The organism is Mycetocola sp. Y444, from assembly GCF_059445295.1.
In genome coordinates this window covers 1,327,899-1,353,147 of sequence record NZ_JCAIUB010000001.1, presented here as the reverse complement: position 1 = coordinate 1,353,147, position 25,249 = coordinate 1,327,899, and the positions used below count along the sequence as shown (strand labels likewise).

Genomic DNA, 25,249 nt, shown 5'->3' with positions numbered 1-25,249 from the left:
GGAGAGGCGCACCTGCTACATGTGACGGTCTCGATGCGAGTGATGTCCGCAGGTGACGGCTACAAATACCTGCTGCGCACGGTCGTCGCCGCAGACGGCGACAGATCGTTTTCTAGGCCCCTAACTCGCTACTACGCCGAAGCCGGAACCCCACCAGGCCAATGGCTCGGGTCGGGCGTCGCGTCCCTCGGGAGCGGCCAGCTCGCGGTGGGTGATCGAGTGTCCGAGGCGCAGCTCCAGCTCCTCATGGGGATGGGCCGTGACCCGATCACCGGCGATCCCCTCGGGCTAGCGTTCCCGGCCTACAAGTCCACCTCAGAGCGGATAGAGGCGCGGATCGCAGACCTCGATTCAACGATGTCTCCCGGTGCGATGGGAGATGCGGTCGCGCAGATAGAGGCGGAGGAGTCCGAGCGCGGGACGCGGCGGGCCGTGGCGGGATTCGACTTCACCTTCTCAGTTCCGAAGTCTGCATCCGTGTTGTGGGCGGTCGCGGATGCAGGGACGCAGGCCTTGATAGGGGAGGCGCACCACGCGGCAGTTGCGGAGGTAGTTGCGTTCATGGAACGCGAGGTTGCAGCCACTCGCACCGGCGCAACCGCCGGGGACGGAGCCGTTGCGCAAGTCGATGTCACAGGACTGGTCGCGACGGCCTTCGACCACTTCGACTCCCGCGCTGGTGATCCCCATCTGCACACCCACGTCGTCATTTCCAACAAAGTCCAAACCGCTCTCGACGGGAAGTGGCGGAGCCTGGATGGACGGCCGATGCATGCGGCCGTCGTCGCGCTATCCGAGTTACACGAGGCAGTGTTCGCCGACCATTTGACCCGCACGTTCGGTGTCGAGTGGGAAGCCCGTGACAGGGGTCGTGACCGCAATCCCGCGTGGGCGATCAGCGGCGTGCCGGAAGAGTTGGTGGCCGAGTTCTCGACTCGCGCCAGGCACATCGATACCGAGACCGACCGCCTCATCGCCGACTACGTGAGCAAACACGGTCACCGGCCACCCCCGGCGACGATCCTGAAGCTGCGCGCCCAAGCAACCCTCTCCACACGGCCCGACAAAGAGGTCCGATCGTTGGCTGACCTCACTACCGAATGGCGATCGCGCGCCACCGACGTTCTCGGACAAGACGCCACCACCTGGGCACGCAACCTCACAAACATCAACAGCTCGCTCCTGCTGCGCGCCGACGATGTGCCGCTGAAGAGCATCGATGAACTCGGTACCGCGGTGGTAGAAATTGTCGGCGAGAAGCGGTCGACCTGGCGGCGATGGAACCTGATGGCTGAGGCCTCGCGGCAGACGATGCACTGGCGCTTCGCGTCCATGCAGGATCGAGAAGCGATCGTCGGGATGATTGCTGACGCTGCCGAACAGGCGTCGCTGCGGCTGACCCCACCGGACCTTGCCACCAGCCCGGCCTCGTTTCGCCGTGTCGACGGAACCAGCGTGTTCCGGCCCAAGCACTCGACCGTGTTCTCCTCCGAGCTGTTGCTGGCCGCCGAAGACCGACTGGTCGACCGCTCTCGCACGCTGGCGGCACCCGCTGTCTCGGTGGGCTCGGTCGAGAAGATCACCTCTCGCCCCGACGCCGAAGGCCGGATGCTAAGTGAGGACCAGGCCGACGCGCTCATGAAGATTGCCGTCTCTGGCCGGGTGCTCGACGTACTGGTCGGCCCCGCCGGCGCGGGCAAGACGACGGCCATGAATGCCCTGCGCCACGCGTGGGAAGTCGAGCACGGGAGAGGGTCCGTCGTCGGACTCGCGCCGTCCGCGGTGGCCGCGCAAGTGCTGGCAGACGATCTCGGCATCCAGACCGAGAACACGGCGAAATGGTGGCACAACCATCTTGTGCAAGGGACCTCGTTCGACTCGGGGCAGCTCGTCATCATCGACGAGGCGTCGCTGGCCGGCACCGTGTCCTTAGATCGGATCACGCGCCTGGCTGAGCGGGCAGGAGCGAAGGTGTTGCTGGTCGGCGATTTCGCCCAGCTCCAGTCCGTAGACGCAGGCGGCGCGTTCAATCTCCTGGTATCCGACCGGGCCGATGCGCCGGAGCTGATTGACGTCCACCGCTTCACGAACGCGTGGGAGAAGACAGCATCACTCGCATTACGGCACGGACGCACGGCAGTGATCGGCACCTACCTCGACCACGACCGCATCCGAGGCGGTGAGGCCGATCTGATGACCGATGCCGCCTACTCGACATGGCGAGCTGACAGAGAGTCAGGACTGGAATCGGTGCTGGTCGCGGAGACCCGCGACCAGGCGACCGCGCTCAATACCCGCGCCCGCGCAGACCTCGTTCTCGACGGCACCTTGACACCAGGCCCAGAAGTCGAACTCGCTGACGGGACGATGGCCGGCGCGGGGGACACGATCATCACCCGCCGCAACGACCGCAGGCTCCGCAACGGCAAGGACTGGGTCCGCAACGGCGACACCTGGGCCATCACGGACGTCCGCGACGACGGCTCGGTCACCATCCGACGGACTGGACGCCGCTACGGGGGAGCGATCGTGCTTCCGGCTGCGTACGTGGCCGAGCACGTTGACCTCGGCTACGCAGTCACGGCCCATCGCGCACAGGGAGTCACCACCGATACCGCGCACGTCCTGGTCGAGCCAACCACGACCAGGGAGAACTTCTACGTCTCGATGACCCGAGGCAAGCGTTCCAACCACGCCTACGTGGTCCTCGACCGAGCCGACGACGACCACGCCGCCCCGCACCCGGGCGACAACCCCGACGCCACAGCACGTTCCGTGCTCTACGGCATCCTGCAACACGTCGGTGCCGAGCTGTCCGCGAACGAGGCCATCACCAACGAACACGAACAGTGGGGCTCAGTCGCCCAGCTCGCAGCGGAGTACGAGACCATCGCGGCGGCCGCTCAGCGCGACCGCTGGGCCACGCTCATCCGCGACTCTGGTCTCACCGAAGATCAGGCAAGCGCTGCTGTCGAATCCGATGCGTTCGGGGCTCTGACTGCCGAGCTACGCCGGGCCGAGGCAAACCATCACGACCTCGACCGCTTGCTCCCGCGTCTCTTGGCCGCGCGGGGATTCGGTGACGCCGACGACATCGCCTCGGTCCTGCACCACCGGGTGGCGCGGGCAACCGCACGGCCGGCACGCTCCGGCCGCGTACGCGAGGCACCGCGGCTGATCGCAGGACTTGTCCCGGCTGCGAGCGGTCCCATGGCCGACGACATGCGCCAAGCACTCGACGAACGACGCGACCTGATCGAAAAGCGCGCCGATGCCGTGCTCGACGCTGCACTCAACGAAGGAGCCACGTGGACGAAAGCTCTTGGGCCATCACCTCGCCAGCAGGCGAAGCGACAAACCTGGCTCCGACGTGCCCGCACGGTGGCCGCCTACCGAGACCGATACGGCATCACCGACGACACTCCTCTCGGCCCCACCCCGGTGGCGACCGCGCAGAAGATCGATGCCGCCCGCGCGAAGATGGCGCTCGACGCGGCGCGTAGCCTCACAGCCGACCCGGAAGAGGCGCCGGGGCGGACAAATGGACGCGAGCCACTGGGCCGTTCGTTCTGATCGCTGACCCTTCCCGGTGTCGCCGCGAAGTCGTATTGTGGATGTCGAGGTGGCCTCTATATTGGCGCTGTCGCCCGTCGCGACAGTACGACCTTCCCGGCAGCGGGCGGTCCTTTCAGGTTCTTGTCGCCGAACCCCTGGAGAGGACTGTCCATGTTCCGCCTCATTTGGGCTGTCAGCGTACGCACCCGGTACTTCCTGCGCCGCTACATGCCCACCAACATCCTGCTCGACGCAATCCGCACCCGACGCGGCCTGCGCTGGGGAGTTCCAGCGATGGCGCTGGCGATCCCGTACATGTACTCCGCGAGCATCTGCGCGCAGCTCGCAGAGAACGGCGGTCCCGGGTGGCTACATCTCTTGGTGCTTCTGTTCATCTGGAACGCGCTCAAGATGGCATGGATCGGGCCGATATCGGTCTTCGAACTCCTCAGAGTTCGGATCGTGACGCGCCGCAATGATCACCGCCGAGGGCAATCAAGAGCGTCCAGCTCGGAGGCAGCGGGGCTGCACAAGGCCCTCTCTGGGTGACGAAAGCTGGTTCAACAACGTGGAGATGCGATGCCGGCCTCGAGCGGCCACGCAACCAGCGCCGGGGCTGGGCGCTGCTGTCGGCGGCCAACCTGGCCGAAAGCGGCCGCGTCGTGGCGGCGGCGTGTCCCATCGTGGTGATTGCAACCGCTAGGACACCGCAGGGAACGGGCTGGCCGGCTGCCGGTCTTGATGTGGGGGGTTCGACCCGCTGCGCATGATTCTGGATGTGGAGTTACGGGAGTGTGCTCAGTGACACTGATCCTGACCACTGCTAGCGTGAACTTACGACCCTCCAGAGGAGATTACGGGAAGATGTCAGAAGATCACGAAGTCTTGACCGCAGAGGAAGCTGCGTCTTTGCTCCGCGTCAGCAGCAAGACCGTTCTCTCCCTTGCGCGCACTGGATCGCTTCCAGGGGAGAAAGTCGGACGAGCCTGGCGTTTCCTGCGAAGCGACGTTCTCGCCTATGTTCGAGGAGCAAATGAGGCAAAGGGGGTGACGTCCGCGTGAGTTACCAGACGCGATTTGAGTCGCTCAAGCAGGCGTCGTCTGTAGGCGTCAGGGGGCTGGCTTGATCGACATGTCGACGTGGGAGGAAATCACCGTCGACATCGTCAACGGAGTGCGACTCGATCCGAGGAACGTTCGGCTTGACCTCCCCGAAGGTGTCCCTGAATCGGACATCGTTCAGGACCTCTTTACGAACGAGAAGGCGCTCGCGCTCGTCGAAGGCATCACCAAAGTGGGACTCCTGACTCACGAAGTGCCCATCGTCGTCGAGCGGGATGGCGAGCTTACGGTGGTCGAGGGGAACCGTCGCGTCGCCGCTCTAAAGGCGATCCAGAACCCCTACCTCGCTCCCGACCACCAGGCGAGGATCAGCAAGCTCGCGCAGGCAGTTTCCGATCGGGACGCGCTTCGACGAATCACCGTGAAGAAAGCTCCGTCACAGGATGACGCAGATCAACTCATTGCCGCGTTGCACACGGGAAACCAACGGGTTGCGTGGAGCCCGGCTCGTCAGGCTGCCTTCTTCCAGGCTCAACTCGATGCCGGAAAAACCGCCGAACAGCTCATCGCGCAGTACCCGACCATCGACGTACGGAAGTTCATCACGAGGAGCAAACTCCTCGAACTTTTCCGAACCGTTGAGTATGCAGATCCCGCTCTTAGGGACTACGTGCACAAACGAAGATTTCCTGTCTCAACTCTCGCGCGCCTCTACGAAAACGACAAGTTTCTGGAACTTGTCGGTATCTCCTTAGGAGACCAGGCAGATACGGTCACATTGGCCACCTCGCCCGCGGTGTTCGCTCGGGTAGCGACGAAAATCATCGGAGACATCCGAGACGGCAACATCAACACTCGAACCTTGAACAAAACCTCAAGCGAGCGGTACGTCGAGTACATGGATGAACTCCGCGACCTGCTCAACGAGTACGACGAGTCAATCGCGAGTTCTGACGAGTCAGCTCCGGATTCTGCTGCCACAGGCTCCCACTCAAGCGGATCGACGTCTGGGTCACAGCGAAACCCCGAGGAAGGTTCCTCGCAGTCCGAGGGGGACGAACGCGGACCTGAAAGTGGTTCCTCTAAAACGCCCGACTCAGGAAGCGATAAGGCCAAGCCCTTCCCTGCGAAAAGGAACTATCTCAACACTGACAATCTCCTCGTCCCGGCGAGCTTTCCGCCGTCGATTCACGAGATCGTCAAAGAACTGGGCGCCATCAACATCCAGCGTTTCCCCAACGCAACGCTCGACTTGCTTCGAACATTCTTGGAGAAAACGATCAAGGCATACGCAGAGGTCCTTGGCGAGGACATCAAGAAGGACTCAAACGAAAAAGGGTTCGTCTACCTCTCCAACTGCCTGGTTTGGCTCGAAACTCACTTCAAGACGACGGGGCAAACTGCTTACATCCAAGCTGTCCAGAAAATCCGAAGCGCCCGTTTTGGGTTCGCTGGATCGAAGGGGCACCTCGACGCGGTCAACCACAATCACCACATCTTCGCTTCACCGGACGACGTTCGTGAAGCATGGGCAACCATCGAAGGAGTCATGAAAGCGGTACTCAAACCATGACACAGACAGTCACCTCGACAACAAAAAGAGTCACAATCTCTCCTCTCCGATACCCGGGAGGAAAAGGTCTCTTATACTCTCGACTTCGAACAATCATCCGTGAGAACGACCTCACGTCGAGCACATACGTGGAGCCCTACGCTGGAGGCGCCGGCGCCGCACTCGCCCTATTGGTCTCGGGGCAAGTCCGAAACATTGCAATCAACGACCTCGATCCCGCCGTCTTTGCGTTCTGGAATGCCGTCGTCAACCGACCGACCGAGTTCACGAAGCTCCTCAACACAGTCGAACTCTCAGTCGACGAGTGGGAAAAGCAACGCACCACATACCTGACAGCAGCACGTGACGACTACCTCACCCTCGGCTTCGCAACGTTCTACCTCAACCGAACTAATCGATCCGGCGTCCTGAACGGCGGCCCCATTGGGGGCAAAGACCAGACGGGCAACTATAAGATCGACGCTCGCTTCAACCGGGATGGCCTGGCTGAGAGAATTCGTCTGATCGCCCTGCACGCTGATCGCATTACCGTCACCAACGATGACGGCCTGGACGTGATCCGACGATACGCCAACAACGATCAGGCCTTCATCTACGCCGACCCGCCGTACTTCGAAAAGGCTGGATCGCTATACCTAAACGCGTTTCAAAAGGCCGACCATGAGGACCTCGCCAAGTGCCTCATCGATGCCAAACGCGCTCGATGGATACTCACCTATGACAACGTTCCGCAGGTCGCAACACTGTATGCCGAACTACGAAGAAGGTTGTTTGCCTTGAACTACTCTGCCCACCGAGTCACCAAGGCGAACGAAGTCATGGTCTTCTCCGACAGCATGATAATTCCGGACGACTTCGAGATGGCACACCAGGACATCGTCGACCAGGCTCAGAACGCGACGACAGGTAGCAACTGATGGCAAGACTCGACAAGACTGCACCAAGCACGCTCTCGCTCGATCTCTCGAACCCGCGAATGCCCGACGCGACATTCACCAACGAGAATGAGGCAATCGCCTACCTCTACGCCCAGGCAGACCTCGGCGAACTCATACAGTCGATTGGAAACTCCGGCTGGCTTGAATTCGAGCCGCTTATCGTCGAAGAATCGACCAAGACAGTCGTAGAAGGAAACCGCCGGCTCGCCGCTCTGCGCATCTTGGCTAACCCGGGACTTCAGGCGCAGTTCAAGGTGAACCTGCCCGACCCTTTGCACGAGAACGCGATCCCCACCGAGATCCAGGTCAACTACGTCGGATCACGCAAGGAAGCACGCGACTTCATCGGCTTCAAGCACGTCAACGGTGCCTTCAAGTGGGACTCGTACGCAAAGGCGCGGTTCGCGTATTCCTGGCTCCAAGACGGAGACGACATCGACGAGGTGAGCCGCCGTCTCGGCGATGGGCACAACACCGTAAGCAGGCTTGTGAACGGCGTCATCGTACTGGAGCAGGCGGAAGGTGCGCGCCTGTTCGACCGAGAACAACGCTCGAAGAAGTCCTTCTACTTCTCACACCTCTACACTGCGCTTTCCACAGTCAACGTTCGGCAGTTCCTCGGTCTCTCCGAGAATGACAACTCCGTGCTGCCGCCGGAACCGGTCCCATCCTCCAACCGCCCGCAGCTTCGCAGCTTGCTGTCGTGGCTTTACGGTCAAGACGACGAGTCTTCTGTGATTAGAAGCCAGAATCCCGATCTAGGCAGACTCGTGAACGTCCTCGGCAGCGACAGAGCAGTTGGAGTTCTCGAAAACACCCGTGATCTCGATCGCGCATTTGACGTCGTAGAGGACAAGGCGAAGGCCTTCGAGAAGTCGTTCTTCCGCCTCTCTAGCTCGGCGGAAGATGTGTCCAGGATCATTGCTCGATACGATCCGAAGTCCGACCTTCTAGAGGACGCCGAGGCGACACTTCGGGTCGTCACGATCATCGTCAACGCGATGAAGGAAGCGCATACACGAGGCGATTCAGCCGATGCGAGTTAGCGCGCCGCTTGAGCAGTCGACCAGAAGCGTTGCTGCCGACTGGGTCGAGCTTCAGGCGTTGCTCGATGAGTCGGGAACCAACGAGCAGAAGCTGATTCGAAGCCAATCAGTCCAGCGTGAGCCCGATCATGGTGAGCTGCTGACTGACATCGATTCGGTACCGATCGATGAAGAGATCCTCGAACCAGAAAACGACATACTCTCGGAGCGTGTGTACGAGGAGCTCGCTTACCGGGAGAAGGTACTGGGGGAGTTGTACCCATTCGTCCTCTCCGCTGAATACGGAAAGTGGTCTCTCCGACGCCGCGCGGCGACCAGCGATGCTCAACAAGCGGCGCACAGCTGCTACATCTGCTGCCTTCTCATTACCGCCATCCACTCAGAGCTGCTCCCTACAAAGAACGATCATGAGGTGTTCAAGTCGAGTGCCACGACCATGCAGATCGTTTCCTATCTCACGGCGGCCGAGATCCTGGGTGGGCGCGCATATTGGTTCGGGTTCCCCCGCCCTGATAAGTCGGGGATGCTGACGGCTATTCAGGCCCTGGTCCAGGCGATGGGTACCGGGGTTGCTCCAGACACGAGACCCACTGGTCTTTCAGCTCATGCCGCCGACGGCACCGTGGACATAGTTGCTTGGAGATCGTTCCTCGACGGACAACCTGCGTCAATCGTCGCTTACGGTCAAGTCGCATCGGGATCGAACTGGAAGTCGAAGCCCATCAAATCATTCATCGACGGGCACTTTCTCCCGTGGTTCGTGAAGAGTCCCTCACACAAGCACATTGAGTTGCTGTTCGTACCGATACTTCAACATCAGGAATTGGGCGAGAGTAAGAAGGAAGATTTTCGATTCGTTGCCACCGAGCAAGCACGTTTGCGGGAGAACGACTTCGGTATCGTGATCGATCGCTTGCGTCTCACCGAACTCATGGCATCGTCCAAGACAAACGGGCGGTATGAAACGGCTGAGTACGCTCAACATGAGGCAACAACGCTGGCATGGCTTGAGGCTGCGGCGGCCTATGCTTCCGGCGCTGACACAGCAGCAGCGTAAGGCGATTCTCCGAAAGAGCCAACGAGCGTGCTCACGGTACTGAGGAACGGTTGGCACGCCCTTGTCCCTGCGCTGTTCCGCGTGCTCGAAGCGACAGCAGAGCCCCGCCGCGACTGTCTGTCCTCCAGAGTTTCACCTTCCGAATGGAGGTGAGCGTGGGGCCGCAGTCTCGGACGGAAGATCAGGCGTCTTCAGGTTCTTCGTGCCTCCCATACCGGATCACCTGAATCATGCGCATCTGATTGCCGAAGCAGAACTCGAACACTGCGTCGATCGCAAGGCTCGCGTCCTCCGAAAGGATGTATTCCTGCATTTCGAGGGAGCCGAGGTGGTCGAGTCCTTCTCGATCGATTGCGCGACGCATGATCGTCCCCGGATCGAGGGGCCTCTTCCAATGGGTGAGCACCTTTCTTCGATCACATAGCGTCTGTACGAGGTCGAGCGTCGTATCAGAGGTGATCGCGTCTTCTCTGGCCCAGCGCAAAAGTGTACCGAGCGCTGCTCGATCGGCATTGCGACGTCCGTGGTCGACCGTTCCGGGCAGGTCCTGCATCTCGTAGATCGCTGCGAGACCTCGCTCACACATCGCCTGAGCCCCGAGAACCACTGCAATCCAGTTGCGATGGATGTACGACGGAACGACGGATTCCCACAGAAGCATCACTTCGATCCCTCCCAGCACCATAAGGCCGTCCTCATGAGGTTCATGCGCCAGGCGCATTCGCTCTTCGAGGTACTCCTCGCGCTCCTTCGGGGTTGCCGGGTAGGGGTCGAAAACAATCGCCATGCCACCAATTCTGTCGGGCGGACCTTCTACTCCACCAAGCCGCTCTACCGGTGAACACGTTTTCGGCTGAACCAGCCGAGCCGAGGTGGACCAATCGGGTGACCAACAGCCTGCAAACCGTGCAAAACGCGACCCGCAAAGTACTCTCCTGAAACACAAAACCCCAGGTCACGAGGCCGGGGAGCACTACTCCTGGCACCTGGGGGTCAAGGGGTCGCAGGTTCAAATCCTGTCAGCCCGACCGAATGTCCCGGAAACTCAAGGGTTTCCGGGACTTTTTAGGTTATGAGATTTGATTGAGTCATCACTACGTCATCACTTTGAGCACTTTTTAGCCGCTGAGCCGGCCCCGTCGTCCGAGGCGCTGAGGTCGATTTCGGACCCTCCCGATCGTCCGGGATCGTCGTGCATACCTTCTGGGTATGAGCATTCACGACGACAACCCAACCTTTCCTGCCACCGACGAGTGGGGCCTGGAGCCCTTGATGGACGTCCACGAGCTGGCGGCCTATCTGGGCATCCCGATCTCCACCGTCTACGACTGGCGGGTGCACGGCAAAGGCTCCGCCGCCTACCGGTTCGGCAAACACCTGAAGTTCGCCGTCTCCGACGTGCGGGACTGGATCGCCCAGCAACGCGAACCCACCAGCGAGTCCAGGCGCACCGATCGGCGGTGAGCTGAGATGGCCCGGCAACGGTTGAGCATTGGCACCTTCGGCGACATCAGCACCCGCCTGTCCCCGAGCGGCCGATACCTGGCGCGGACCCGCTACCGCGACTGGGACGGTCACGCACGTCTGGTGCAGGCCAGCGGCACCACCGCCAAGGCTGCAGAACTTGCGCTGAAGAGCAAGCTTGCCGACCGGGATCTCTTTCAACCCGCTGACACGACCCTCACGCCGGACAGCCTGTTCAGTGATCTGGTGACTTACTGGCTGGAGGACATCGACTGGGAGGGCCGGATTTCCCGGACCACCCGGAACCTCTACGAGCGCAATATGCGCACCCTCGTCTCACCGGTGTTCGACAGCCTCGCTCTGCGCGAGATCGGTGTGGCGCGGTGCGACAAGTTCATCAAGCAGCTATCAAAGATCTCCTACAGTCGCGCCAAGGAGGCCCGGGTCGTGCTGCGACTGGCTCTGGAGCTGGCGGTGCGGCATGAGGTCCTCCCGCGCAACCCGATGGACCACGTTGGCAGGCTTCACCGCGAGCCGCACATCCCCGATGCGCTCATGGCCCCCGAGGTGAACATGATCCGCGCGGCAATCGCCCAGTGGGAGAGCGCCGCCGACCATATCTCCGGGCCGAAGCCCGACGGCCAGCTCGGTGCGATCATCGAGGTGATGCTCGGCACCTCGGCACGGATCGGCGAGGTGCTGGCCGTTCGCCGCCGGGACGTCGACGTCACGAGCCCGGTGCCCTCCATCCGCCTGGCCGGTACGATCATCAGCCGCAAGGGTGAGCAGACGTTCCGGCAGGACCACCCCAAAACCGCCAGGTCCACTCGCGTTGTCGCCATCCCCGCTTTCACTGCCGACGCGGTCCGCCGGCGACTCGCCAAGGTCGGGAGTCTGGGCCTGGATGAACTGCTGTTCCAGTCCCGGGACGGTACGCCGCTGACGACCGCGAACGTGCGCAGACAATTGCGACAGGTGCTGGAGGGAGCGGGCATCAAGGGAGTGACCCCGCACATGTTCCGCCGCACGGTTGCGACCGCGGTCAACACCAACGCCAGCATCGAACTCGCCTCAGAGTTGCTCGGCCACACGGATGCAAAGATCACGGTGCAGCACTACATTCAGCGCAGCGAGATAGTGAACCCGGCCACCGCCGCGCTACTCGACCGGGCGTTCCCGAAGGATGACGAGTGAACACGGTGCTGCCACGGTGGCAGCACCGTTCATCCCGGGGTTTCGTCGATCTCCGTGGATCGGCGACCCGACTGCAGCTGCTTTCCCCACCGGGTGTTCGCGATGGATGTCGACTTATCGCGGTGCCGCCACGGTGGCGGCACCGCCCATCTGGGGTTTTGCCGCCAGCTTAAGGTCTTTGTTTCGGGTCGCGACTACGCACATGGACCAGGAGTTGGCGAGCGTCGACCACGCATTACGGTGGTGCCACGGTGGCACCACCTCACTTCTGGAGTTGTATCCGAAGCCCGAGAATCAGGTGCTCGATGAAACGTGAGGGCCTGCTCAAAACTACCTTCCATTGTGCGCCCAAGATCGAGGGTTCGCAATCGCTCCATCGGCGAAAGCGGAAGGTTCAGAAGGACCTCGCGGAGATGAACCAAGTTAATGCCCGGAATTGATCCCTCAGGCAAGAGATCGAAGATCTGGACGCACAGTGGATGGCTGCCGGAGGTCTGACAGGACCCACGGAGGTCACCGGCCCGATCGCCCATGCCGTGTGAAGGGCGCCACCACACTCCATCCCGCAGGGCTGGCCCTCACTAGAACAGGGGCAGGTCCCCCGGGCCCATCTTGACGCGATGTCCGCCACGTCGCCCCCGCCGATTGAACGCCGGGTAGCGCGGACGCATATCCTCGCCAGACCAGTTCTGCACTTCCACCGGCAGCGCCCAAAGCTCAGCAAGTTCCTGCACTTTCGCGAGAACGAGTGATGGTCGCGCCATTTCCCAAGCGACAGTCTCGCTCGCGCCGTCCTGCGGCATCGCTGCGCGAGAATAAAAGGATGGCGCCGCAAGCTCGTCCCGCCACCACGCCAAGACCCCTTGCTCGAGCGCATAGGCGGCGTCGCCGGTGTCGGTTCGTATGCGCCATGCTTCTCTCCAGCCGAGGCGCACGTGCTGCGGGATGCGGTCACTCGCGGGCGCAGCGATCCCTACTTTTACTGCATGTGCGTCGGCGACGAGGTAGACGACGGCGGGACCGTCGTAAGGGAAACTGCTGTTGCAATATCGGCAGATGCCTTTGCCCTGCTGGACGTTCCCTAGGGTTGGAGAAACGACTTGCCCGCAGGAGTGTCTGCTGCGCCAGGGCTTACCGCCGTTGACGTATGGGTCCAGCGGCTCCAAGCCATGGTCGAGCATGATCTGTCGGGCCTTCTCTTCCGGCATTCGGAATAGGGACGCGAGAAGTTCGTTGCGGCACGGGACACAGCCACCTTGTCCCCGCCGGATGTTGCTGAGTGTCGGCGAGCACTCTCTTCCACACTCGATATGTGTTGAGAGCCAAGGGCGATCGGCGCCGGGATAAGCGCTGATCGGCTGGAGACCAGCAGCGAGCATCACATCCGTCGCTACCGTCTCGTCGAGCATCATCGCCCTGTGGCCTTTCTCGAGTCCGCAGGCGTTGCAAGCACCTTGGCCAGCGGCCAGATTGCTCAGACGCGGAGAGACCTCGCGGCCGCACGCATTGTGACGCGAGCGCCATGCTCGCGTTGAGCTCCCCGACCACGGCTCCAGCGGTGTGAGCTCGGCTGAACGCAAGAATGCGATGGCCGACTGCTCATCCCACACGTGATGGCCCTCACGCCGGCGCCAACAAACGACACAGCTGCCTTTCGAGCGGACAGCGTTTAGGGTTGTCTCACGTTCCGTTCCGCACGGAACATGTCGAGCTAGCCACCTTGCGGCGGAGCCTGGATAAGGCACGAGCGGTTCCCACTCGGCAGCGCGCATCTCTGCGATCGCAGCGTCGGCGAGTCCAGCCCGGCGACGCGCACCGCCGTCCATGCGGCCGCAGTGGCCACAGACGGATTTGCCCGACCGAACGTTCGACAGCCGAGGACTTATCTCTCGGCCGCACGCGTCATGAACGGCAGGCCAGGGACGGTCTTTGCGTCCGGGAAAGGGGACGAGGGGAGTCGCGCCGGCGGCGCGGAGCTGCGCCTCTGCCTCGAGCGGGTCGGTGCGCTTCACAGCAGACCGTGCAATGTCAGCACGACAAGCCGCGCTTTTCTCGTCCCGAACACCCAGGCGCCCTCCGATCCGCAGCGCCCGACGCACCGCCGGCACCCGTGATCGTGGTGATCTCCAATGTGATCGCCCTTTTTGGCGGCACCGAACCGCCCTGGATCCGCACCGGCAATGTACGAAGGCTTCATGCCTTCAGAGTATGGACGCTGCCTCGAAGCCACAGGTCCCATTTCGCGGGACTCGCTGTACTCGCCATGCCCCGGGGCGCGAGTGGACAGTACCCGACGGTCACGCGAGACCTCGCATGGAGTCATCCCGGCCAACCTGCTATTACTTCCCAAGTACCATTTGGTCAAATCGAACGCGCAACCCTCCACCAGTTGTTCGAGCCTCCAGTTGGCGAACGGAGAGGCCCCGTACCGATCTTTGAAGACTTTCAGTTACGACTTCTCGACTACCTCCGTGACGTGGCTAGGCGTCCAGACCCAAGCCGCGAGCCGCCGATGCGCGTTTTGGAGCTGCCAGAGCCTACCTTCCGTTAGCGCTACAGGCAGCGTCGCCGTAACGCCACGGTCCGCCGCCATAGCGCAGCGGAGAGGTGTGGCACCGGTAGCGGTCGGCCCGGTGGGTGGTGGTTTCGGGGCCGAGCGAGCGGGGCGGGACACTGCTCCGAATGCTTGTCGGGGCTGATCTACTCCGCTTCTCAACGCATCAACTGACTCCCATTTTGGGGGCACCCCTTCGGGCAGTGGGCCACTTCCTCCCCCCAAGTCGTCGGGCTAGGCTCCGAGTGTGACCTTCGGCCCCCTCCCACAGACCGGTTTGTCCCCCGAATCCGGGTGGACGACTCTTGGCTGGGCAGATGCGGTTGTCGGAGCAATTTTTGATCCGCGCGTCGCTTTGGACGGCTGGGTAGGCGCTGTAATAGGTGCACTCGCCTCGGTCGCGGTAGCGCTATTAGTCGTGCATCTGACCCGTCGGCATGATCGGTCGCTGCTCGAATCGCAGATTAATGCGCAGCGCGAGGAGTCCTTTGATCAGCGACGCCGAGAGGCATTCGCGCTAGTCCTTGCCGCGCTCCACGAGTTCGAATTGGTCCCAGTGGACGACGACAAGAGATCAACCATGCATGATCGCATCATTAGCGCCACCTACGGCTGGATGCTCTACATGACGGACCTCGAATTAGCGGCCGCCGTGCAACGCGGTTGCGAAAGCGCCATCCGCGCCGCTTCTAGGAGCCTAGAAGAGAACCGGGAGCTTGTTGCTAGGCATGACGCCAAGAGCATCTCTGCACCCGAAGCGAGAGACATCAGGAACACCCTGCTCGAGCACGGCCGAACCTGGCATACCGACCCGAGCCGCCGCGACGAGGCACGAGCGGCGATACTTGCAGCCTTCCCGCCAAATTCTTCCGGTACAGAGACGCAGACCGGCGAGTAGGGAAGTCTCAACCGGATGACTATCTCGAGCGCACCTTTCTGAGGGTGTCGGTCGGGTTAGTGTGTGTGTGTTACGAATCCCGAACGGTAGCTCTCGCACGTACCGGGCTCCCCCCACACCCGGGTCGTCCCCGGCGCCGGCGCCGGCGGCTTGTCAACAGGTCGGTGGCGTTGCGCCTCGCTCCGGGTCGGGTCGGTTGGATGAAGCGGCTGCGAGTCTCCGCACTTTCCGTTGGCCATGGGTCGCTTTCCGCTGCGCTACAGGCGGGCGTTGCCGTTTCGCCCCTCAGTGACGGCATCGCGCTCTTCAGCGCGTTTCGTGACGTACATGGTGCCGGCTGGTGTTCACTGAATCGCCCTGGGTTTGGCTCCTAGGGTTTCCGAGGCTGACGGCTGTCGGCTCGGGTGATTCATGGTCAGCGTAGTGGGCTGCCTCGACTTTCCCGTTGAACGGGGTGTACGCATCGCGCCAACCGACGGCCTCATAGACGCGGTATGGAATGTTTGAGTACGGCAGGAATACTCGGGATGTGCGCGGAACCCAACCTCGGTCTTGCGCCGTCGCGCGACGTCAGCCTGCGTACGAAACGTCATCCTTGACCGCCTCGAAGCCAGCCTCCAACTCTAAATTCGAATTGCCACGCTCTTGCAGATCGAGGCGGCACACCTCCTAAGCAATATGGGAGGTGTCCCGGTGACTGTGTCGATGCGGGTGATGAGCGCCGGCGATGGCTACAAGTACTTGCTGCGCACTGTCGCTGCTGGCGATGGACAGCGTCCGCTGTCTACTCCGCTGACCCGTTACTACAGTGCAAAGGGCACACCGCCGGGTCGATGGATCGGAAGCGGTCTGCCCGGCCTCGGCTCGGGTCGCATCCTTGAGGGCGCCGAGGTCATGGAGGCGCAGCTGCAGAGACTGATCGGGCTGGGGCGAGACCCGGTCAATGGGGCACCGCTAGGTCGCGCCTATCCCGAATACCAGAAGCCAGCTGATCCAGCCCCGCCCGGCAACGCTCAGAAGCCCGTTACCCGGCGGCGGGCGGTTGCCGGGTATGACTTCACGTTCTCGATTCCGAAGTCGGCGAGCATCCTCTGGGGCGTGGCAGACGCAACTACGCAGGCTCGCATCGTGAACGCACATCATGCAGCGGTTGCCGAGGTGATCGCATACATGGAGCGTGAGGTCGCAGCAACAAGGACTGGCACAACGGTGCTCGACGGTGCTGTTGCCCAAGTCGGCGTGACCGGCATCATTGCGACGGCGTTCGACCACTTCGACAGCAGGTCCGGCGACCCGCACCTGCACACGCACGTGGTGATCAGCAACAAGGTGCAAACCGTGTTGGACGGGAAATGGCGCTCCCTTGACGGCCGCCCAATGCACGCGGCTGTGGTTGCGCTGTCCGAACTGCACGAATCCTTGTTTGCTGACGCCTTGACGCGATCCTTGGGCGTGGGGTGGGAGATGCGCGAGCGGGGGAGGGACCGCCACCCCGCCTTGTCGATCGGTTCAGTTCCTGAGGCGCTCGTCGCGGAGTTCTCGACGCGGTCACGGCACATTGATGCAGAGACCGACGAGTTGATCGAGGCTTATGTGAGGAGGCAGGGTCGTCGTCCTGGGCCGGCCACCATCATGAAGCTGCGCGCTCAGGCCACCCTGTCCACCCGACCGGCCAAGCACGTGCGCTCACTCACGGAACTCACTGCAGAATGGCGCGCACGCGCGGAGCTTCTGTTGGGACAGGATGCGACGACGTGGGCGAGCGCCGCATCCGTCAACTCCTCGACGCTGGTGATGCGGGCAGAGGACGTGCCGCCCGAAACCGTTCATTCCCTGGGGTTGAGGGTGATGACGGCGGTCAGTGAGAAGCGGTCCACCTGGCGGCATTGGAATCTCACGGCCGAAGCCGTGCGGCAAACGATGCACCTCCGATTTGCGTCCGCATCCGACCGGGAAGCCGTCCTCGGCTTGGTCGTCGATGCCGCCGAAAGCGCATCGATGCGGATCACCCCTCCGGAGATTGCGTCGAGTCCGGAGGCATTCCAGCGGGACGATGGGACGTCTGTCTTTCACCCGAGCCACTCCATCGTTTTCACCTCGTCGGAATTGCTCGACGCAGAGGCCCGACTGCTCGAACGCGCGGCCGACGAGACGGGACCACGAGTCGCCCTAGCAACCTTGCGTTGCGTTGCCCGCACGCAGATACCGGGTGGGGGAGTACTCGCCGAAGACCAACTGCGAGCGCTCGGGAAGATCGCTGGCTCCGGACGCGTCATCGATGTCCTCGTGGGCCCGGCCGGCGCTGGCAAGACAACGGCAATGCACGCGCTCCGTCTGGCCTGGGAGGCGGCACATGGTGCGGGATCGGTCGTGGGGCTCGCCCCCTCGGCGGCTGCCGCACAGGTTCTCGCAGAGGATCTCGGCATCACCACCGAGAACCTGGCCAAATGGTGGCAGAACCACCTGGTCCATGGGGCGGCGTTCCGCTCCGGTCAACTCGTGATCATCGACGAGGCGTCTCTGGCAGGTACACCGTCTCTCGACAGGGTCACCGCACTCGCTGCAAGCGCCGGCGCAAAAATCCTCCTGGTTGGCGATCACGCGCAGCTGCAGTCAGTCGACGCGGGCGGCGCGTTCTCGCTACTCGTTCATAATCGGGCGGACGTGCCCGAGCTTGTTGTCGTGTACCGCTTCACCGAAGAATGGGAGAAGCCGGCATCCCTCGGGCTGCGTCAGGGCGACCCCGAGTCGGTCGATTCATACATCTCGCACGATCGGATTCGCGAAGGCAGCACTGAGGCGATGGCGGATGCGGCATACGGGGCGTGGCGTAGAGACACCGAAGTCGGTAAACGATCGGTTCTGATCAGCGACTCGAACGAGGCGGTGGCGTCGCAGAACGTGCGCGCGCGAACAGAATTGATTCTTGAGGGTCGGGTCGATGCTCTCCGGGAAGTCGCGCTTCATGACGGTACCCGTGCGGGTGTCGGTGACACGATCATCACGCGCCGCAACGATCGTCGGCTCCGTGCTGCCGGGTCCTGGGTGCGTAACGGTGACCGGTGGACGGTGATCGGAGTGCGCCGGAACGGTTCGGCCGAAGTTCGACGGCACGGCCGGCGGTGGGGGAGCGCTGTGTTGCTCCCTGCCGAGTACATGAAACGCCACGTCGAACTCGGTTATGCGGTCACTTCACACCGTGCGCAAGGCATCACGACCGATACCGCGCACGTCGTCCTCGCTTCGAGCACGACGCGAGAGAACTTCTACGTCGCAATGACACGCGGCCGCGAGGCGAATACGGCCTACGTGGCCGTCGATCAGCCGGATGTCGCCCACGTTGGACCTCGTCCCGTTAATGACACCGACTCGACAGCGCGCAGTGTCCTTTACGGGGTTCTCCAACACGTCGGTGCGGAGCAATCTGCGTACGAGACGATTGCGGTGGAGCAGGATGCATGGGGATCGATCGCGCAACTCGCGGCAGAGTACGAAACCATCGCGGCGGCCGCTCAGCGTGAGAGGTGGGCTTCGATGCTGCGAGAAACCGGGCTCACCCAAACGCAGGCCGATGACGCCATCCATTCGGAGACGTTCGGCGCGCTGACGGCCGAGCTCCGTCGAGCCGAGGCACACCATCTCAACGTCAGAAGCCTCCTCATCGGGATCGTTGCGCCCCGCGGGTTCGATGGCGCTCAGGACATCGCCGCCGTTCTGCACAGCCGGATCGCCTCGGCGATAGCGCGAGACGACGGTGCCGGTCGTCCCGGGCGCGAGCCAGCCATGGTGGTCGGGCTCATCCCGCCGGCGGTAGGGCCGATGGAACCTGACATGCGGCGCGCTCTCGACGAGCGTAGCGACATGATGGATGCTCGAGCGCGTGCCGTTCTCGATGCGGCATTGTCCGCCAGGGCCGGGTGGACCCGGATGCTGGGGTCTATGCCACGAAGCTCCGCGGCAGCCGAATGGCGGCAATGCGCGTGCACGGTCGCGGCGTACCGGGACCGTTATGGCGTCGCCGGTGCGAGAGCCCTAGGTCCGCCACCTAGATCGACGGCTCAGAAACTGGACGCCGCCTGTGCTCGGGCCGCACTCCGCAAAGCACAACAGCTTGCGGAAAAGGACCATACCTTCGCGGCATCACAAAATGCGGTTCAGTCGGGACTTCGGTCTGTGGGCATCAGGTTCTAGCCGAGTTAGCGGCTAGTAATGCTGCCTGTGTCGTGTAGCTGCCCATTTCAATACCGTCTGACGTTCGATCTCCCGGGGCGCACGAACGCGTGCGATTGCGGCCATTGGAGTAGCCAACCTGGAATTCGGGGAGTCATTGCTCCTCTTCCAGGATTGGTCTGTTGATCGCAGTGGCCGTATGAGGCACGCGGGATTCTATTGATCGAAGCAACACCTACTTCTAGGTGGTTCGAAAATGCTTCGTGGTTCTTCGTCAGCAGCAGGGATCCGGTTCCTCGCCTCGACCAAAGAAGGGCGCGGTCTCAAACCCTGCGCCCGGAACGCATGTCCCAAAATGAAGTTTTCGTGGCGAGGTTCGGCGGCCCTCGGTTCGCAAAGGGTCCCGGGTCTGGAACTTCGAGACCATTGGATGCGTACCGGCCGGCATGTGTTCGGCATGCGATAGAACTTTCTGCGAGACCTACACTTGACGCCAGTGTTACAGATGCTGCGCTTTCCGCATCAGATAGCGAATATTGGTAGACAAATATCCTCTTTCGGCGGGCGGTTCACCGGTAGAGTGCAACACGACACGAAATTGGGGTGCTCTTGGACCATCTGTCCGTCGTAATGAAAATCTTGGAAGGTGCCGTGCGGCACGACCCGCGACAGTCGGTCGAGTATGCGCTGTTACTCGCAGACAAACTCGAGCGGCAAGGCGCCGGTAGGCAAGCTCAGCTGGTGCGCTCAGAACTCGCCAGAGGTCCCGCTAAATCGGTATCTGGAGCATCGGCAGCGTTCGCGCTGCCGTCTGACGTGGAAAGCAAACTCGCGACTGTAGATGTTTTTGACCCGGCCCTTGAACGACCAGAGCTAGTCTTCTCCCCCTACGTGGATGCGAAGGTTCAAGAGTTCCTTGCCACCGTGCGCTCTTTCGACGCCCTGCAGTCGGAAGGTTTGAGCATCAGGAACCGACTGCTGATTCACGGGCCTCCCGGATCGGGTAAGACCAGCATTGCACGTGTCGTCGCGGCCGAACTCAACTTGCCCCTTGTTGTGAGCAGAAGCGACTCGCTTGTCTCATCCCTCCTCGGGCAGACAAGCCGAAACTTGCGAGAGATTTTTGAGTACGCAAGCCGGTCGCCGTGCGTACTCTTCCTCGATGAATTCGACGCGCTCGCGAAAGACCGTGCGGACAGCCGCGAGATCGGAGAGTTGCAGCGAGTCGTTATTGCTCTTTTACAGAACATTGACGCACTTTCGCCTTCAACCATCTTGATCGCCGCAACGAACCACGCACAGCTCCTGGACAAAGCAATCTGGCGCCGCTTCGACCATCAACTCAAACTCGAGAATCCCGAATACGAGCAACGAGTGCGCATTTGGGAGAACCGACTTGGCAGATTTGCGCCCAACCCAGGATCGCTCGCGACGTTCGCGCACGCGTCAGCCGGTCTGTCCGCCGCGACAATAGAGATGGCTGCACACGATATGGCGAGAGCGGCGATCCTGAGTGGTTCCGACACGATTACGCTCCCGCACGCGTTGCGACGGCTGGCGCGGTTCACATGGTATGAAAAGTCAAATACCTTCGTTGACGAAGTAGCCGAGATCCGCTTGCTCCGCCAATGGCAACCGAGGGTGTTTACCATCCGTGTCCTCGCTGAGGAATTCGGTACGAACACGCGGCGCATCAGTCGCTATTTGGAGAGCGACGTACATGACGATCGAGAACCCAATCCACCTAGTTGACTTCAATCGACTGGATCTGTCTCGAAAGAAGGGGCTCAACATACCGGGTGAGCCGCTGGTTCCTGTCACGGAGGAGTTCAGGGAAGCAATCGCGTCAGAACTTCTCGCTCTCGCGGAACGCATGGATGAGTTGAATGCGTCAGACCAGTATCCGGCGGCCGTCAAAGTACAGCTTCACGCGAAAAGTCTCGCGAAATCGAACCGACCATACGACCTTCTCAATCGCGTCCGGCTACCCGTCGTGGCAGTCGAACGGCCAGGACAGTTGATCGTCGCTGCAACCGGTCCAAAACTGCTAGCGCTGAGAAGTCACGTCCTCGCGCTTAAAGACCCGCGGGGTCAGTTCGACATTTCCACATTCGTTTCATTCGGGCTTTGGGACCCCGCAACCGATGTCCTTCACCTGGGTACTCCTGCGGACGCCGCAGCCCTGCAATCGCAGGTTCGTGAGAATCCAACCCTCATGGAGATTTCTCTGTTTCCGTGGATGACGCCATCGGCCACGCTACCTGACGTGGCTCTTGAATCACTGCCGCGCGGTTCGAGTGCCGACGTGCCGTCCTTGCGCGAAGCAGACGACCGCGCCAGTCGAGAACGACGGGACCCCAGCGCCCTTGAATCCGCCACCGTCGCGAGCAATTCCTTCAATTCGGCAATCTCCCGCGCAGGGTTTGAAAGACCCGTTCGTGTGAATAGCCGTGTCGTGTACGCCGAGTCGACCGCGGAAACTGATGTGATCTCGCTGGCCGGGCTCCTTGGCGTGCGACGAGTTCGAGTCGCGCCGACATATGCCGCGCTCGACTCCAACTCCGTCGATGATGTCGTTGCCATTGACGCTGACCACATCCCGGCTCCGTCTGACGACCTCCCGACGGTAGGTGTCCTCGATTCCGGTGTTTCCAGCGCTTCACTCGAACCTTGGGTTGTCGCACATGTGAACTCTGATCCAGCGATGTACACCGACGCGTTCCACGGCACCTTCGTTGCCGGGCTTGTGATCGGATCCAAAGCGCTGAACGGGGGCGACGACAGGTTCCCCGTCGACCGCTCGCTTGTCCTGGATGGACAGCTACTTCCGAGCACTCCCATTAATCCGCTTCTTCTCATAGAGAGGATCAGGGATATCGTGACGTCGCACTCTAGTTCGATTAAGGTCTGGAACTGTTCGTTTGCGCTCACGCAGCCGCTGTCCCCGCCCGAATACAGCGTGATCGCACAAGAAATGGACCAGCTCTCACGCGAACTCGGAGTCCTGTTCGTTCAGGCGGCAGGAAACTTCAGTGAATGGCCAAACCGGGCATGGCCGCCGCAAGAGAACTCCGTCCTTGAAGACGGAATCAGTAGCCCTGGGGAGGCTATCCGTTCACTTACTGTTGGCGCGCTCTCCCATCTCGGCGGCCACGTACCAATCGGGGCCCCAACGTCCTATTCGCGTCGAGGACCGAGCTTCGCCGTGCAGGTAAAACCGGAGGTTACTCATTGGGGTGGCGACGTAGATAACGCCGGTATTGTGGCAGGCCACGGCATCAAGTCAGTCTCGACGGCAGACACTCTCATTGAGAGTATTGGCACTTCATTCTCTACTCCGCTTGTGAGTACTATTGCGGCGAATCTGTGGCAGCAGCTCGAACTTGGAAGCGCCGTCGATGAAGTGCGACCCGAACTTGTCAAAGGGTTACTCGCGCACTCCGCCGCCCTGAGCATGGACGCTCCCACCAGTGAGCACAGGCACTACACCGGCTGGGGAACACCAGGGTCTTCGACTGAAATATTGACGGACACAAGCAGCTCGTTCACCACCATCCATGAAGTCCAGCTCAGCCCTCAAACCCAATGGATCCTTGCCCCGTTCCCTGTCCCTGAATGTTTGATCGTCGACGGAGACAAGTTCGCCGGGGAGGCCATCCTGACCATTTCCTACGATCCTCCAATCCGGTCCGAGTTCGGCCCTGAATGTGTTCGATACGAGGTAGAGGGAGGTTTCGGTTATACGACCACCGGTGACAAAGGTGACAGCGGGCTGAAATCCATAACGGTCGAAGACCTCACCCAGACATCGTTCTGGGAGAAAGACCAGATTGACGACGGGAAGTGGTCATCATTGAAGACTTTCCGAGCGCGTCACCCTAAAGGCCGCCAAGGACAAGGCCAATGGGGGCTACGACTGGCACTGCTCCAGCGAATCCAAGATGAGATCGGGGAAGCCCAAAAAGTTTACGCGATCCTTACCCTCCGGTCTGTTGGTGAACCCTTGGACGTCTACGCCGATGGGATCAGGGCGTTAGCTGATTTAAGGCTCGGCAACCGGGCCATGGTTCGCTCCGATGATTTGAGGCTTCGCCCCTAGGCGTACGAGTTGCCTTTCTATCATGTGTCCACCTGTCGGTGGGCCGTGAAAGGGAATCGGTCACACTCATCGCTGCGTCGTCAACGACAGCATCCTCATGTGCAGAGGCGGCGCGGCGAATTTCCCCTCAGGAGCAGTTTCGTGACACGGGAATCAGAGGAGGGCCGGCAGTCTGGGCTTCTTTGCAACGAACTCGTCGTCGCTGGTAAGTCCGGCGTCCCGAAACGTAGCAGCTTCGTAAGCTGCTCTGTTATGTCGGGGCGGACCCCTTCAGGCCGGCACCGATGAATCGCGTGACGAGGTACGAGCCGGGGCGGTTGGGGTCTGCGAAGACGCTGAGCGGCAACACCGGTTCGCGGGCGGCTCGCTGCAGCAGCACGAAGGCGACGAGCAGCAGTTGGTAAGGAGGACGGGCGGGTGCGATGGCTCGCTGAGAACGACCGCATCTACAGCTCAGGCGCGTGTGGCGACTGCGCGTGCTTCTTCGGGGTTCATCAGTGCCTCGCTCGGCCAGATGCTGTCCTGGCTGATGAGTGGTTCGATCTCAGCGAAGAGCGGATGCTCCTCGCGCTCGGCCAACTGCTCGCCAACGACGCGAGCCAGCCCGGCCACGAGGTCCGCGAGCTGGACGCGCTCGTCGTGTTTAGAGTCGACCAGCACGACGTTGGTGAGTTCGACCCCTTTCCCCGCCTGCTGAGGCGAAACGATTTCGGGCCGGGCGAGGTTGTACTTGATTGCGGCGATGCGCTCAGGCGACATCTCCGGCGCGGCATCGTGTATGAGCTCCACTGGTCTGCCCGACACACGCGCCCAGAACGCAACAGTCGCTCCGACCGCAGGTATCAGGGGGTCAAGGGTTCGCAGTCGGTGATCGATACCCATGCCGAGTTGCAGCGCCGACAAGGTCCGGAGGTGCGAAATGCCGGCAAACGCCATGCCGACGAAGTCGCGTAGGGGTGTCTCGACAGACGATACGTCCACGAAAGCGGCGTCCAACGTCGCCAGCGCAGACGTCGCATCCCCCGCAGTCTTCGCACGTAGGAAGTGCTGGAACGCGAGCAACAGCCCGTCCCATTTTTCAGCGTAAGCAGACGGCGCTAAAAAATAGAGGATGTTCGCGGCGGACAGCGCGGACCCATCCGCGTACATGTCGTAACCCGCGTCACGCGCGATCTCCTCGACCGTGGAGTCGAACAGTTTCGCGACGACGAAGTAGCGCTTGTGCGTCAGGTGCACTGCGGAGGCATTCGCGAGGAGAGGATGCTGCAGCAACCATCTCGCTGTGGCCTCGTGTTTTGGCTGTAAGATTGTCTTCGACTTCAACTCCGCACTCTGACTCCGGGTCCGCGCTCGGACTTCCGCCATGATCTCTGCGGCCGCCTTCTGAGACATGGTCACGCTCGCGTGTGCGAAGACGGGAGAGCTGCCGCCCAACAAATTCTCGCCGTCGTTGCCCGATTCGTCGCAGGCAACGACGAGGGGCGCGGGCGTAGTCATGGCTAGTCCGTCTCCTTCTGCTCGACCCGATCTGTCGTGCCCTCATCGTTGCATGCGTCGGGAGCGGACCCCAACCTCACATTCTCCGAGCGAGCAGGCCTAGCTTCCGAGCAGGTGTCCGTCTTAGCGGATCGGCCCACGA

16 protein-coding genes are annotated in these 25,249 nt (G+C 61.7%); 13 read left to right on the top strand and 3 right to left on the bottom strand.

Annotated elements, in window-relative coordinates; genetic code table 11:
- Positions 1 to 33: 33 nt before the first annotated feature.
- The 7 genes from mobF (AC1C2M_RS06405) (at position 34) to AC1C2M_RS06375 (ending at position 9,231) form a co-directional block, all read left to right on the top strand.
- Positions 34 to 3,573, top strand: a complete 3,540-nt coding sequence (gene mobF, locus AC1C2M_RS06405; protein ID WP_495435625.1) for a MobF family relaxase — start codon at positions 34 to 36, stop codon at positions 3,571 to 3,573.
- 153 nt (positions 3,574 to 3,726) lie between these two features.
- Positions 3,727 to 4,104, top strand: a complete 378-nt coding sequence (locus AC1C2M_RS06400) for a sulfate permease (RefSeq protein ID WP_495435624.1) — start codon at positions 3,727 to 3,729, stop codon at positions 4,102 to 4,104.
- A gap of 192 nt (positions 4,105 to 4,296) precedes the next feature.
- Positions 4,297 to 4,617 carry a helix-turn-helix domain-containing protein gene (locus AC1C2M_RS06395; RefSeq protein WP_495435702.1) on the top strand — a complete coding sequence of 107 codons (321 nt, stop codon included), beginning with the start codon at positions 4,297 to 4,299 and terminating at the stop codon, positions 4,615 to 4,617.
- 70 nt (positions 4,618 to 4,687) lie between these two features.
- Positions 4,688 to 6,190, top strand: coding sequence for a hypothetical protein (locus tag AC1C2M_RS06390; protein ID WP_495435701.1), 1,503 nt, complete (start codon positions 4,688 to 4,690; stop codon positions 6,188 to 6,190).
- Complete coding sequence (locus tag AC1C2M_RS06385; protein ID WP_495435623.1) at positions 6,187 to 7,107, top strand: DNA adenine methylase; 921 nt, start codon at positions 6,187 to 6,189, stop codon at positions 7,105 to 7,107. The genes AC1C2M_RS06390 and AC1C2M_RS06385 overlap by 4 nt, the downstream gene beginning before the upstream one ends.
- Positions 7,108 to 7,166: 59 nt before the next feature.
- On the top strand, positions 7,167 to 8,174 hold the full coding sequence (locus tag AC1C2M_RS06380; protein WP_495435622.1) for a ParB N-terminal domain-containing protein: 1,008 nt from the start codon (positions 7,167 to 7,169) through the stop codon (positions 8,172 to 8,174).
- Positions 8,164 to 9,231, top strand: a complete 1,068-nt coding sequence (locus AC1C2M_RS06375; protein ID WP_495435621.1) for a hypothetical protein — start codon at positions 8,164 to 8,166, stop codon at positions 9,229 to 9,231. Before AC1C2M_RS06380 ends, AC1C2M_RS06375 begins: the two co-directional genes overlap by 11 nt.
- Positions 9,232 to 9,412: 181 nt before the next feature.
- On the opposite strand, the gene AC1C2M_RS06370 is transcribed toward AC1C2M_RS06375, so the two are convergent.
- Complete coding sequence (locus AC1C2M_RS06370) at positions 9,413 to 10,018, bottom strand: hypothetical protein (protein ID WP_495435620.1); 606 nt, start codon at positions 10,016 to 10,018, stop codon at positions 9,413 to 9,415.
- A 422-nt stretch (positions 10,019 to 10,440) separates the two neighbouring features.
- Between AC1C2M_RS06370 and AC1C2M_RS06365 the strand changes: the two genes are divergently transcribed.
- Together AC1C2M_RS06365 and AC1C2M_RS06360 are read left to right on the top strand one after the other, a co-directional pair.
- Positions 10,441 to 10,695: a helix-turn-helix domain-containing protein gene (locus AC1C2M_RS06365; RefSeq protein ID WP_495435619.1), complete on the top strand. Its 255-nt coding sequence runs from the start codon at positions 10,441 to 10,443 to the stop codon at positions 10,693 to 10,695.
- A gap of 21 nt (positions 10,696 to 10,716) precedes the next feature.
- Complete coding sequence (locus tag AC1C2M_RS06360) at positions 10,717 to 11,889, top strand: tyrosine-type recombinase/integrase (RefSeq protein WP_495435618.1); 1,173 nt, start codon at positions 10,717 to 10,719, stop codon at positions 11,887 to 11,889.
- Between the two features lie 581 nt (positions 11,890 to 12,470).
- On the opposite strand, the gene AC1C2M_RS06355 is transcribed toward AC1C2M_RS06360, so the two are convergent.
- Positions 12,471 to 13,301: a hypothetical protein gene (locus AC1C2M_RS06355; RefSeq protein ID WP_495435617.1), complete on the bottom strand. Its 831-nt coding sequence runs from the start codon at positions 13,299 to 13,301 to the stop codon at positions 12,471 to 12,473.
- Between the two features lie 1,389 nt (positions 13,302 to 14,690).
- Here AC1C2M_RS06355 and AC1C2M_RS06350 point away from each other — a divergent pair.
- The 4 genes from AC1C2M_RS06350 (at position 14,691) to AC1C2M_RS06335 (ending at position 23,610) form a co-directional block, all read left to right on the top strand.
- The gene (locus tag AC1C2M_RS06350) at positions 14,691 to 15,341 is read left to right on the top strand and encodes a hypothetical protein (protein ID WP_495435616.1); all 651 of its coding nucleotides are present in this window, start codon (positions 14,691 to 14,693) and stop codon (positions 15,339 to 15,341) included.
- A gap of 705 nt (positions 15,342 to 16,046) precedes the next feature.
- Positions 16,047 to 19,532 (top strand): MobF family relaxase, encoded by a 3,486-nt coding sequence (mobF, locus tag AC1C2M_RS06345; protein ID WP_495435700.1) that lies wholly within the window; start codon positions 16,047 to 16,049, stop codon positions 19,530 to 19,532.
- A gap of 588 nt (positions 19,533 to 20,120) precedes the next feature.
- On the top strand, positions 20,121 to 21,263 hold the full coding sequence (locus tag AC1C2M_RS06340) for an AAA family ATPase (RefSeq protein WP_495435615.1): 1,143 nt from the start codon (positions 20,121 to 20,123) through the stop codon (positions 21,261 to 21,263).
- On the top strand, positions 21,232 to 23,610 hold the full coding sequence (locus tag AC1C2M_RS06335) for a S8 family peptidase (protein ID WP_495435614.1): 2,379 nt from the start codon (positions 21,232 to 21,234) through the stop codon (positions 23,608 to 23,610). The genes AC1C2M_RS06340 and AC1C2M_RS06335 overlap by 32 nt, the downstream gene beginning before the upstream one ends.
- 453 nt (positions 23,611 to 24,063) lie before the next feature.
- Here the strand turns inward: AC1C2M_RS06335 and AC1C2M_RS06330 are convergent, their stop codons facing one another.
- Positions 24,064 to 25,107 carry a DUF3800 domain-containing protein gene (locus tag AC1C2M_RS06330; RefSeq protein WP_495435613.1) on the bottom strand — a complete coding sequence of 348 codons (1,044 nt, stop codon included), beginning with the start codon at positions 25,105 to 25,107 and terminating at the stop codon, positions 24,064 to 24,066.
- Positions 25,108 to 25,249 lie beyond the last annotated feature (142 nt).